Origin of the sequence: Acinetobacter sp. A22, assembly GCF_030913345.1 — a bacterium.
Classification (GTDB): Bacteria; Pseudomonadota; Gammaproteobacteria; order Pseudomonadales; family Moraxellaceae; genus Acinetobacter; species Acinetobacter junii.
Genome location: NZ_CP133162.1, coordinates 121497 through 133847 on the forward strand (window position 1 = coordinate 121497; position 12351 = coordinate 133847).

Here is a 12351-nt window from a genome sequence, read left to right on the forward strand (position 1 = left end):
GTTGTTTATATTCACAGCAGTTTGAACGAAAAAGGACAAGTTTTTGTCCTTTTTTTTGTGCGCTAAATTATTTATTTTGCTCTATTTTTACTCATGAGTGATTTTTGCAAATATTGTAGAATAAAACAGCATCACTCTGTTTAAAGTTGTTGAATATTGCATAATTTGAACATAAACATGATTGTGCATAACTATGAAACAACTTATGCTTAATATAGATAAAGATTCTGATCTGTGGATAGGAATATTCAGTGCTACATCTCAAAAGATACAAACATATGTGGTTTGTGTTCCTGATGATATTTTTCATCGGGGGGGAGTAATGTCGCCATTGCAGCTGTACATGCAATTCATACTGAGCAATCCACTGTAACGACTCAGGATATGCCGTGTCACAAGATGCAAATGAAAAGTGAACAGCATCATCAAATGCAAATGGCACATCAAGACATGACGAGTATGACTAAATGTCATGACCAACAAGTGCCAAATCAGCAACATTGTGAAGATTGTAATCATCCATCACATTGTCAAACGGTGAGTTTTACACTCGATCAAAATATACCTGAACTATCTGCTTTATCTGTTTTTGAACGACCTATTCATCTAATAACAGCATACCAAGCTCGACACTTAGCTGGATATTGGCAAGAAATTCTTCGTCCTCCCAAAGCCTAATCTATCAGCCACTCTGTCTTTTCTTAACTTCTTATAGTTAGGGAAATTTGATGAATCAATAGATTAGGATTATTTCATGTCTTCAAAATTATATGCTGGCGTTATTGCGAGTTTCGGTCTCTTATTCGCGCCCTATAGCATTGCTGCAATCAAAGAGTATCATCTTAATATCAATCAAGAGATGGTGAATGTCACAGGAAAACCTGTTCAAAGAATTACAGTGAATGGCAAATTTATTGCGCCTTTGCTGGAGTTTGAAGAAGGGGATGAAGCAGTCATTCATGTCCATAATCAACTTAAAGATCAAGACACCTCTCTACATTGGCATGGTTTACTTTTACCAGGGCTTATGGATGGTGTTCCGGGCTTCAATGGCTTTAAAGGTATTAAGCCTAATGGTAGTTTTGAGTATCGTTTTAAAGTACGACAAAACGGAACTTATTGGTATCACGCACATAGTAAAGGTCAGGAACAGGATGGTTTATATGGTCCTTTGGTCATTTATCCCAAAGGAAAACAGCCTGTAGCCAAACATGAGAATGCTGAACGTGATTATGTTGTGATGCTTTCCGATTTCCATGAAACGAAAAGTGACAAGATCATGGCAAATCTAAAAAAATCAGCGGAGTACTATCAAAATCAAAGAGAAACTGTCGCTGATGTTTGGTCACAAGTGAAAGATCAAGGTTTGAAAGCTACATGGCAAGATCGTTCGATGTGGAATCAGATGCGCATGCTGAAAACTGATTTATCGGATGTCACTGGCTAAACCTTTTTAGTGAATGGGAAGACACCACAACAAAATTGGACGGGTGCTTTCAAAGCAGGAGAAAAAGTTCGCTTACGGTTTATCAATGCTTCGGCGATGTCTTTTTTTGATGTGCGAATTCCTAATTTAAAAATGATGGTTGTCAGTGCTGATGGTCAGCCTGTCCAACCTGTTCCAGTCGATGAATTTAGAATTGGTGCAGCAGAAACTTATGATGTAATTGTTGAACCAACTCAACCGCATTATCAAATTCAAGCAGAGTCAATTGATCGTTCTGGTTTTGCAATCGCGTCATTGCAGAATGAGATGAAGCCAGCACAACAGACCGTGACGATGCCAGCAGCGCGTCCACGTGCTTTATTGACCATGGACGATATGGGACATGGAGCGCATGCGCAAGATGAAACGAGCAAAATGGATCATAGCCAGCACGCTGAAATGGATAAGTCTAAAATGGATCATAGCCAACATACTCAGATGAGTAAGATGGCAATGAATCATAATGCGCATGGTGAAATGGATATGGGCGATATGAACCATAAATCTCATGCCGACATGAATATGAGCCAGATGCATCATCATTCGGATAAGCAACAATCCTCTATGTCCGTAACAAACCAACATAAACCACAAGCTGTTCAAGGTTGGGCAAATGCATCCACACCTGTCGGCCATAAAGCATTGCAATATACTGATCTAAGAGCATTAACTCCTCAGCCAGATACGCGCGCTGCAGAAAGAGAACTCGTGATTCGTTTAGGTGGGACGATGGAACGATATATTTGGACAATTGATGGTAAAAAATTCAGTGATAAAGATTTTGAACCATTGAAAGTGCAGTACGGTGAGCGAATTCGTTTGAAGTTTGTCAATGAAAGTTTGATGGCACACCCTATGCATTTACATGGCATGTTTATGCAGCTAGAAAATGGACAAAGCGCAGCCGATATGCCAAATAAGCATACCGTGATCGTACCACCCGGTAAAACCGTAACTGCATTACTGACAGCTGATGAATTAGGAGAGTGGGCCATTCACTGTCATTTGCTCTATCACATGAGTGCAGGAATGATGAGTAAGTTGATTGTTGCGAATGTCAATGAGGCAAAAACAGCCACTCAACCCACATCTACATCAGTTCAACCATCGATAGGAGAAAGCCATGCACATCATTAAGCAGTCTTCGAAGATGAAACGATATACACAGTTGATCGTGGTGAGTGGTATTGCATCCTCTTTGGGAGGATTTGCCCATGCCCATGAAGCTCATAATCAAATGTTGCAGATGAATCAAGCTTCACAGCAACAGACGGTTGTGATGGAAACGTCAAAGGCAGATCATCACAAACATGAACAGTCCAAACTTGCATATTCAAGCGATGTTCAAGATGCAGAGCATAGCCATCATAACGAGCATGGCGGGCAAATATACCAATCAACCAGTTTAGAAAATACTTGGACGGTAGATGAAGATGGAAATGGTAGTGTAAGCACCGAGTTAAAAACATGGGTGGGTACAGATGAAAATAAAATCTTCATCAAAGCCCATGTTGAGAAGGCTGAATCAGAAAAAGCTGAAACTGAAGCAATGACTTTATATAGCAGAAATATTGCAGATTTTTGGGATATACAGGCGGGTGTACGTTATCAATATCAACCAGAACATCAGCTTGATCAAGATCAATGGAGTGCTGTATTCGGTTTGCATGGTTTAGCACCATATTTCTTTGAAACAGAAGCTTATGTTTTTGCTGGACAAGATCAGCGATGGCAGTTGAGTTTAGAAACTAGCCGAGACTTGCTATTTACACAAAAGTTAATTGCTCAACCCTATTTGAATGCAGATGTGGTATTGAGTGATGAATCAAAATATGCAAAGAAATCAGGGTTATCTAAACTACAAACGGGCGTACAAGTGCGTTATGAGATCAATAAAAAACTTATGCCTTTTGTAGATGTAGCATATGCTTATCATAAAGGTGCGGAGCAAACACCATGGCAATCTGCTTCTGAAAGTGAAAAGGGTTGGTTATATGCTACAGGATTAACGCTAAAGTTCTGATACTTTGTCTAAAAAGTCACTTTACTGAGATACTGTTGGTTTATACTAGCAGTATCTTTTTTGAGTCATTGATGGTGTATAAATGGCTTTAGAACAACAAAACAATCAAATAACAGCAATAACAGATTCCCTCAAAAAGATTAGCAATCAATCGTCTTTTTTAGATTCACAGCGGAGCAATAATAGTTCTATGCAGGTGAGCTATTATTATATCCCTCTGATGAAAGATGATCAGGATGTACAACGAATCAGAAAAGCATTAATTCCTTTCTCGGAAGTATTAATCGAGCATCATATAGATTTAAACTGTAAGCACCTCACGTTGTACCATCGAGATGATTTATCTCAGCTCACTTATAAACTTGAGTGTTTGAATTTAGGGGTGGAGTTGCAACAAACCATGTCGCATTACGAACCGATTCAGATCATGATTGATCGACATAAGGATTCGATACAAGAGGAATCTATAGATTCATCTAAGCATAATTATTTTTACCAATTCCAGATTTTTTTGAAGACTATATTTCAGCATTTAAATCAATGGATGAATGCGATACGAAACAAAAGGGATAAATGAGATGCCTAAATGGATGTATTGGGTATTAGCAGTCGCATTTGCATGGTTAATTTGGACAAATTTTTTAAAACCTGTTCCTGATTTAGATCAACTCAAGACACAACAGAATGTTCAAATCATTGAATTAGAAAAGTATGAAGGTTCTTTCCGTGTCTTATCCAAAGAAGATTATCATTGGGGAAGAGAAGCTGAATTTTCACCGATCGACATTGCAGTCGGTTGGGGAGAGATGGCGAAACCGCAAGTGTATGAGCACATTGATATTTCTCAAAGTAATCGTTGGTATTATTGGAAAGTTAAAAATGAGCCGCCTATTTCATTAAGAGAGATTGCAACACATAGTGCCAACATGCATTTAGTCCCAGCAAATCCTTCTGTGGCATCGCAAATGAAGAAGATAAAAAAAGATGATTTGGTCTATTTAAAAGGTTCATTGATTGAGATTCAGGCTTCAGATGGCTGGCGATGGAAAAGCTCTCTATCTCGAGAAGATACAGGGAATGGTGCTTGTGAACTCATGAAAGTTGAAAGTATCGTTTGGCAGTAATAGTTGTGTTAAGAAATTTTAATTATTTCAAATGTTTAAATTATCTAGATACACAATAATTCACACAATTGCGCATTTTACAGTAAACTGTTCAACGAAGGTGGACGACCTCCTTGCAAAGAATCACGTTGGGACGACCCGACTATTGATAAAGTAGACGGTTAAAAATGGCTTGGGCAATTTTAATCTTGGCGGGTATTTTTGAAATTATTTGGGCATATTCTATGAAAATGTCTGAAGGTTTTACAAAGCTAACGCCAAGCATCGTGACTATTGTTTTCATGATTTTAAGTGTTGTTTTATTGTCGATTTCAATGCGTTCACTTCCTTTAGGTACAGCATATACGGTGTGGACAGGGATTGGAGCAATTGGCTCTTTCGTGGTGGGTATTCTCATTTTGAATGAGCCGATGACCGCAATGCGAATGATTGCAGCAGTGTTGATCGTATCTGGTCTGATTTTAATGAAATTGTCTTCAAATTAAGAAAATTCAGCATCTTATCGGATTGAGTAAGCTGAATAAAACAAAGCCTATGGGGAATTTTTAATGCAATTGGTTTATATGTATATGGATTCTCCTGTGGGTACATTAAAACTGGTTGCACATGACCAGGCTTTAGTTGCAGTCATGTGGGATAATGAAGATCATAAAAGAGTTCGTTTAGCAAAGCCCTTAGAAGATCATCAACATCCGATGTTACAGCGAGTTAAAAAACAATTAGAAGAATACTTTGTAGGACAGCGTCAACAATTTGATTTACCTCTTGATTTTCAAGGCACTGATTTTCAGCAGCAGGTTTGGAAGGCTTTATTGACGATTCCTTACGGGGAAACACGTAGTTATAAAGAGATTGCACTCCAGATTGGTAATGAAAAAGCTGTACGTGCAGTGGGTGCTGCGAATGGTAAGAACCCGATTTCGATTATTGCGCCGTGTCATCGAGTGATTGGATCAGGTGGGGCATTGGTTGGTTTTGCTGGTGGGTTGGATAAGAAGCAGATTTTACTCAGTTTAGAGCAAAGTCAAATTCCATAATCTGTATTGTTAATACTCGATTTTCATTGCTTTTTGGAATAAGCTACGGATGTAAGCTGTAAGACCCTATCTAAATAATTGATAAATAATTACTAGCATGGCGGTGTCTTGTCTCAAGTATATCAATTGTCGGATAAACCTTCGGTTCGACCTACTTTTGTTTTGGCAAAAGTAGGCAAAACCATTGTCATTCACAGAACCTGTTGGACTCTTGCATTCTCTTGATTCTGTCGCAGAAACAATATATTGCAGATACCACGCAGGCTGTGAATGACTTTACCGAGTATCTAATGGTGGGGGTATAGTTTTATGGTGATTATTTTCCCGATCTTTTTCTTATTAAATTGAATGGAAGTTTAAAAATGGCTGTTGGTGACGTAACAATGCCACTTATGCATGTGGTGCAGGGTGTAAAAATTGGCTCAACTGAGGCGTATGTACGTTATCCAAATCGACGAGATCTAGTCATTTTTGAATTTGCTGAAGGTTCAAATGTTGCAGGTGTATTTACTCAAAGTGCATTTGCTGCTGCGCCGGTTTTGCTTAGTAAAAAACACTTGGCAGAAAATACACCACGTTATTTGATTATTAACACTGGTAATGCAAATGCGGCAACAGGAACTGTAGGTTATAAAAATGCAGAAACGACGTGTGCCAAATTAGCGGAATTAGCAGGTGTCCAAGCGAATCAGATTCTACCTTTTTCAACAGGTGTAATCGGTGAGCAACTTCCGATTGAGCGTTTAGTTCAAGGTATTCAGCCTGCATTAAATGATTTAAATGCGGATCGTTGGGCTGAAGCTGCTTCTGGCATTATGACCACAGATACTACTCCGAAAGGTGCATCTGAACAGTTTGAGCTTGATGGTGTGACATACACCATGACTGGAATCAGTAAAGGTGCGGGTATGATTCGCCCGAACATGGCAACCATGTTGAGCTTTGTTGCAACAGATGCACCAATATCAAAAGTACTTGTTCAGCAACTGTTACAAACGACTGTCGAACATTCGTTTAACCGCATCACAATCGATGGCGACACTTCAACCAATGACTCATGTGTTTTTGTAGCAACAGGTCTAGCTGGTGGTGCGGAAATTGAATCACAAGATGACCCTCGTTACCCACAAGTGCTGGATGTACTTGCGCGTATTATGAATCGTTTAGCACAATTGATTGTGCGTGATGGTGAAGGTGCAACTAAATTCATTACGGTACAGGTGGAGGGTGGAGCCAATACCCAAGAGTGTTGTGATGTTGCTTATAGTGTTGCTGAGTCACCACTCATTAAAACAGCTTTGTTCGCTTCTGATCCAAATTGGGGGCGTATTGTGATGGCAATTGGTAAAGCTGGTGTTCCAAACTTAGATAGCAGTAGGGTTCAAGTGTGGTTAGGTGATGTCCAGATTTGCTTGGATGGTGGTGCGAATCCTGACTATACTGAAGAAGCAGGCGCTGCTGTGATGGCTGCGAAAGAAATCACGATTCGTATTGATTTAGGACGAGGTGAAGCGAAAGACACAGTTTATACCTGTGATTTTTCTTATGACTACGTCAAAATTAATGCCGATTATCGTTCGTAAATATGCGTTATAATAAAGCCTCCACAGTGGGGCTTTTTTTATATCACTCATGTGTGGACGAAGTGATTCATCCCAAATGATCACCCTAGATACCCACGTTATATGTTTGCTGTGATGCAAGCACGCAGGATAGAGAAGACGTTTTATGAATGATGCGAATTTAATTGCGAACGAAGCCAAAAATATTGTGCAGGCGCATTTAGATCGTTTGGGTGAGCCAAAGGACCATAGCCTCAGCCCAGAAGTGAAACAAGAAAAGTTCGCACAAATTGCAGCTGAGCTTAAAAAGCGTGATGCTGTCCTTGTTGCACATTACTACTGTGATCCTGATGTTCAAGAGCTTGCAGAATTAACAGGTGGTTGTGTTTCTGATTCTCTAGAAATGGCGCGTTTTGGTCGTGATCATGCTGCATCAACTCTCGTAGTTGCTGGGGTAAAGTTCATGGGAGAAACAGCAAAAATTTTATCTCCTGAAAAGACAGTATTAATGCCTACACTTGAGGCAACCTGTTCTTTGGACTTAGGTTGTCCAGTAGATGAGTTTACAGCATTCTGTGATCAACATCCCGATCATACTGTCGTGGTGTACGCCAATACTTCGGCAGCTGTGAAAGCACGTGCTGACTGGGTGGTAACTTCAAGCTGTGCAGTCGAGATTATTGAGCATCTTGATAGCTTGGGTGAAAAAATTATTTGGGCACCTGATCAGCATTTAGGACGTTACATCCAAAAGAAAACGGGTGCTGATATGTTGTTATGGGATGGCGCGTGTATCGTACATGAAGAATTCCGTGCACGTGGTATTGCACAAATGAAAGCACTATATCCTGATGCAGCAGTTTTAGTTCATCCTGAATCGCCTGAATCTGTAGTAGATATTGCAGATGCAGTGGGAAGTACTTCGCAATTGATCAAAGCAGCGCAAACTTTACCGCATAAACAAATGATCGTAGCTACTGATCGCGGTATTTTCTATAAGATGCAGCAAGCAGCACCAGATAAAGAATTATTCGAAGCGCCAACGGCGGGTGAGGGCGCAACATGTCGTTCGTGTGCACATTGTCCTTGGATGGCAATGAATGAGTTAGATGGTATTTTGCACGTGTTACAACACGCTGATCAAGAAATACACGTCGATCCAGTATTGGCTGAGCGCGCAAAATTACCACTCGATCGAATGTTGAACTTTAGTGCTTCTCTAAAGCGTTAAAATGCTTGTTAAATATACATTTGATAAGGAAAAATCATTTTTTTTAAAACTAGGTGTTGACGTGATGCGACGTCAAGCCTAGAATGCACACCGTACCGCACGATGTGCGATACAATAAAAGCTGAGATAAATCGGAGCATAGCACAGCCTGGTAGTGCACCTGGTTTGGGACCAGGGGGTCGTAGGTTCGAATCCTACTGCTCCGACCATTTAAAAGATGTTGAAAAACATTATTTTAAGATCGGCGAAGTATCGCTTGATAGTATTATCATCGTTATGCGCCTGTAGCTCAGTTGGATAGAGCATCCGCCTTCTAAGCGGATGGTCACAGGTTCGAATCCTGTCAGGCGCGCCATTTAGTTGGTAGCTTGGTACATAGAACCAAACGTTATGGTGGATGTAGCTCAGTTGGTAGAGCCCTGGATTGTGATTCCAGTTGTCGCGGGTTCGAATCCCGTCATTCACCCCACTCTTTTATAGAGTAATCGGAGCATAGCACAGCCTGGTAGTGCACCTGGTTTGGGACCAGGGGGTCGTAGGTTCGAATCCTACTGCTCCGACCATCATCTTAAAGATGAGATAAAATGCCGCTAATCAGCGGTTTTTTTTACGTCTGTATTTTTATATCTTATTTAATTAAATAACGAAAATTCATTTACTCTTCTGAAATTATTTCTATCTCCAAGCTTTCATTATTTAATCAAAAGCATTTTAGTCACAATTGAACTATAGAATGTTTGATGCAGTATTTGTTTTTATAAGATAGTTTGGAGTAAGAGTTACTCAATCATTATGTTGAAACCATCTACAAGCATGATCATAAGTTTCTCAATCAAATTAGTTCATAAAAATTAGAAACCTAAAAATGAGAGTCAATGAATGCAAAATATTCATTATGTTTTGATTAGTATATTAGGTGGGCTAGTTGTTCCATTACAATTGGCAGTCATTAATGCCTTTCGTCATAGCAGTGGTGCAAGCCAAATACAATCGACATTTTTTCTTTATATAGGCGGTGCGATTGCTTCGCTTGTTATTGCATTGTGGATGGATGGAACGGTGAAACCACCATTTTATCAAAATACATCTTGGTGGATGTGGTTGTCAGGTTTCTTGGGTTCACTTTATATTCTGTGTATGTTTGTTGCAGCTCCACATATCGGTGCAACCAATACACTATTATGGATATTTTTAGGGCAAATGATTTTTGCTACCTTAATTGATCATAGTGGTTTATTAGGGATGCAAATAAAGAAAATAGATGCTTTCAAATTATTTGGATTACTTTTTATTTTTATTGGTGGGTTGATTATGCTATTTGGCGAATATAGAGGTACGATCAAATAAAATATTACTGATCGGTTCTTAACTCAGTTTTTATAATAATATTTTGATAAATATATTGTATATTTGATGCTGTTGATTTTAATTTCTAAAAAATAAAATATTCATGGGGAAGTATGTTCTTTTATATTATTTTAATTCTTCTTATGCTTGCTGTAGTTACATATCTCAAATCACCGAATTTCAAGGGGAAAGTTGGTGAGTTTATGGTTTCTGAGCATGTTGCTAAGTATTTAAGTGCTGAATATATATTGCTCAATAATTGTACTTTACCTGATCAGAAAGACGGGACGACTCAAATTGATCATATTTTAATAAGTCCTTATGGTGTTTTTATTGTTGAAACTAAAAACTATACGGGATGGATTTTTGGAAATGCTCGCCAGAAGCAGTGGACACAAAAAATTTATAAGAAAAGTTATAAATTTCAGAATCCGTTACACCAAAACTATAAGCATATTAAAGTATTGGAAATGGTTTTAAGTGATGTTGTTGATCCGCAGTATTTACATTCTATTGTTGTATTTACAGCTCGAAGCGAATTTAAAACAGATATGCCTGAAAATGTCTTTCGTAGTAAAGCTTGGATTGAATACGTAAAACGTTTTGATCAACAGGTGATTAGTCCTATGAAGCTCAAAAGAATTAAATATCGAATTGAAAAAGAAGTATTAGAACCTTCTTGGAAGACAAATCGTTTGCATGTTGAGCATTTAAAGCAAAAGCAAATAGAAAAGGAATCCACTGTATAAGTGGCTGTAGAAATTGATGATTTAACTCAATCGTATTGCCAGATTTGGCTATTGTACTTTGCCCCATATCCAGTTACTTTTTATGAGGAATAATCAAGTCTGTTAGACAAGTAAACCAATATTTAGATGTGCATTTGAGCATAATCTTTTTGCATTTTTAAAGAATGAAAATAACAGGGATAGCAATGACACAAACAGCATTTGACTTTGTAGTAATAGGTGGTGGTTCGGCGGGTAGTGTGCTTGCAGGTAGACTCTCGGAGAATCCAAATATTTCAGTATGTTTATTGGAAGCGGGTGGGGACGGCAATAGCTGGTTAGTGAATACACCAGCAGCTGCGGTGATTAGCATCCCAACGAAACTGAATAACTGGGCACTAGAAACCATGCCGCAAAAAGGTTTAAATGGACGTAAAGGATATCAACCACGTGGTAAATGCTTAGGGGGGAGTTCAGCGATCAATGCAATGGTGTATATTCGCGGGCATCGTGATGATTATGATCATTGGGCAGCTTTAGGAAATACCGGTTGGTCCTATGATGAAGTGTTACCATATTTTAAAAAATCAGAACATAACGAAAGAATTAAAAATGAGTATCATGGACAGCATGGTCCACTCAATGTAAGTGAACTACATTCAGATAATCCATACCAAAAAACCTTTATTGAAGCAGCTAAACAAGTAGGCTATCCACTGAATGATGATTTTAATGGCGCAGAGCAAGAAGGCGTAGGTGTCTATCAAGTTACCCAGAAGAATGGTGAACGTTGGAGTGCTGCACGTGGGTATTTATTGCCTTATATCGGTAAGCGTCCAAATTTACATGTGATCACACAAGCGATGGTATCGCGAATTGTGATCGAAAATGGTCGTGCTGTAGGCGTGGAATTTAAGCATAAAGGACAAGTCACAGTTGTTCGTGCAAATAAAGAAGTTTTACTCTCTGCAGGGGCTTTCCAATCACCACAAGTTTTGATGCTTTCGGGGATTGGTCCTCGTCAAGAATTAGAAAAACACGGTATTCCTGTGGTTAAAGATTTAGCTGGAGTTGGTGAAAATCTACATGACCATCCTGACTTTATTTTTGCTTATAAGACTAAAAAAATAGATGGAACTTTCGGTGTTTCTGTTGGTGGTAGTTTAGATTTAATCAAACAAATTGGGCGTTATCGTAAGGAGCGTCGAGGCTTAATTACGACTAATTATGCAGAGTGTGGTGGTTTCTTAAAGAGCCGTCCTGAGTTAGATAAACCGAATCTACAACTGCATTTCGTCATTGCTGTAGTAGATAACCATGCTCGAACCATGCATACAGGACACGGTATTTCATGCCACGTATGTTTGCTCAATCCTCGTGCGCGTGGTTCGGTCAAACTCAGTGGCAAAAATGTAGATGATCCGCTATTAATTGACTTTAAATTCCTTGAGGATGAGCAAGACCTTCAAGATATGGTTGATGGATTTAAAGTCACGCAAAAGTTAATGCAAGCACCTGCTTTGAGTGAAAAAATTAAAGAAGATATGTTTACTGCAAACGTACAATCTGATGATGAGATTCGTGAGATTTTACGTCAACGTGTCGATACGGTGTATCACCCAGTTGGTAGTTGCAAAATGGGTGTAGATGAGATGGCTGTGGTTGATCCTGAGCTGAAAGTATATGGTATTCAAGGCTTGCGTGTGATTGATGCGTCGATTATGCCAACAGTGGTAAATGGTAATACCAATGCACCTGCAATTATGATTGCTGAAAAAGCAGTAGATATGATTCGCGAAACTTGGAAGTGAGT

At 39.1% G+C, this 12351-nt stretch carries 10 protein-coding genes, 4 tRNA genes and 2 pseudogenes; all 16 read left to right on the plus strand.

Annotated elements, in window-relative coordinates; all coding sequences use genetic code 11:
* Nucleotides 1–278 precede the first annotated feature (278 nt).
* The 16 genes and pseudogenes from Q9Q86_RS00585 to Q9Q86_RS00660 all read left to right on the plus strand — a co-directional run bounded on the left by Q9Q86_RS00585 (nt 279) and on the right by Q9Q86_RS00660 (nt 12349).
* A pseudogene (locus tag Q9Q86_RS00585) lies at nt 279–678 on the plus strand (hypothetical protein).
* Between the two features lie 76 nt (nt 679–754).
* Nucleotides 755–2623, plus strand: a pseudogene (locus Q9Q86_RS00590) (copper resistance system multicopper oxidase).
* The gene (locus Q9Q86_RS00595) at nt 2610–3509 is read left to right on the plus strand and encodes a copper resistance protein B (RefSeq protein WP_112987411.1); all 900 of its coding nucleotides are present in this window, start codon (nt 2610–2612) and stop codon (nt 3507–3509) included. The pseudogene Q9Q86_RS00590 and the gene Q9Q86_RS00595 overlap by 14 nt, the downstream one beginning before the upstream one ends.
* Before the next feature lie 82 nt (nt 3510–3591).
* Entirely contained in the window at nt 3592–4086 is a 495-nt protein-coding gene (locus Q9Q86_RS00600; protein ID WP_112987412.1) for a hypothetical protein, read from the plus strand.
* A gap of 1 nt (nt 4087) precedes the next feature.
* The gene (locus Q9Q86_RS00605) at nt 4088–4633 is read left to right on the plus strand and encodes a hypothetical protein (protein ID WP_004914366.1); all 546 of its coding nucleotides are present in this window, start codon (nt 4088–4090) and stop codon (nt 4631–4633) included.
* 167 nt (nt 4634–4800) lie between these two features.
* Nucleotides 4801–5118 (plus strand): multidrug efflux SMR transporter, encoded by a 318-nt coding sequence (locus tag Q9Q86_RS00610; protein ID WP_004952367.1) that lies wholly within the window; start codon nt 4801–4803, stop codon nt 5116–5118.
* Nucleotides 5119–5181: 63 nt separating this feature from the next.
* Complete coding sequence (locus tag Q9Q86_RS00615) at nt 5182–5670, plus strand: methylated-DNA--[protein]-cysteine S-methyltransferase (RefSeq protein ID WP_112987413.1); 489 nt, start codon at nt 5182–5184, stop codon at nt 5668–5670.
* A 362-nt stretch (nt 5671–6032) separates the two neighbouring features.
* Nucleotides 6033–7253 (plus strand): bifunctional glutamate N-acetyltransferase/amino-acid acetyltransferase ArgJ, encoded by a 1221-nt coding sequence (gene argJ, locus Q9Q86_RS00620; RefSeq protein WP_112987414.1) that lies wholly within the window; start codon nt 6033–6035, stop codon nt 7251–7253.
* Nucleotides 7254–7398: 145 nt separating this feature from the next.
* Nucleotides 7399–8463, plus strand: coding sequence for a quinolinate synthase NadA (nadA, locus tag Q9Q86_RS00625; protein WP_112987415.1), 1065 nt, complete (start codon nt 7399–7401; stop codon nt 8461–8463).
* A gap of 132 nt (nt 8464–8595) precedes the next feature.
* Nucleotides 8596–8672 (plus strand) — tRNA-Pro (locus tag Q9Q86_RS00630).
* A gap of 69 nt (nt 8673–8741) precedes the next feature.
* A tRNA-Arg gene (locus Q9Q86_RS00635) sits at nt 8742–8818 on the plus strand.
* 38 nt (nt 8819–8856) lie between these two features.
* Nucleotides 8857–8932 (plus strand) — tRNA-His (locus tag Q9Q86_RS00640).
* A 17-nt stretch (nt 8933–8949) separates the two neighbouring features.
* Nucleotides 8950–9026, plus strand: a tRNA-Pro gene (locus tag Q9Q86_RS00645).
* Between the two features lie 316 nt (nt 9027–9342).
* Nucleotides 9343–9810: a DMT family transporter gene (locus Q9Q86_RS00650; protein ID WP_112987416.1), complete on the plus strand. Its 468-nt coding sequence runs from the start codon at nt 9343–9345 to the stop codon at nt 9808–9810.
* Nucleotides 9811–9923: 113 nt separating this feature from the next.
* Nucleotides 9924–10559, plus strand: coding sequence for a nuclease-related domain-containing protein (locus Q9Q86_RS00655; protein ID WP_112987417.1), 636 nt, complete (start codon nt 9924–9926; stop codon nt 10557–10559).
* 185 nt (nt 10560–10744) lie between these two features.
* The gene (locus Q9Q86_RS00660) at nt 10745–12349 is read left to right on the plus strand and encodes a GMC family oxidoreductase (protein ID WP_112987418.1); all 1605 of its coding nucleotides are present in this window, start codon (nt 10745–10747) and stop codon (nt 12347–12349) included.
* Nucleotides 12350–12351: the final 2 nt, after the last annotated feature.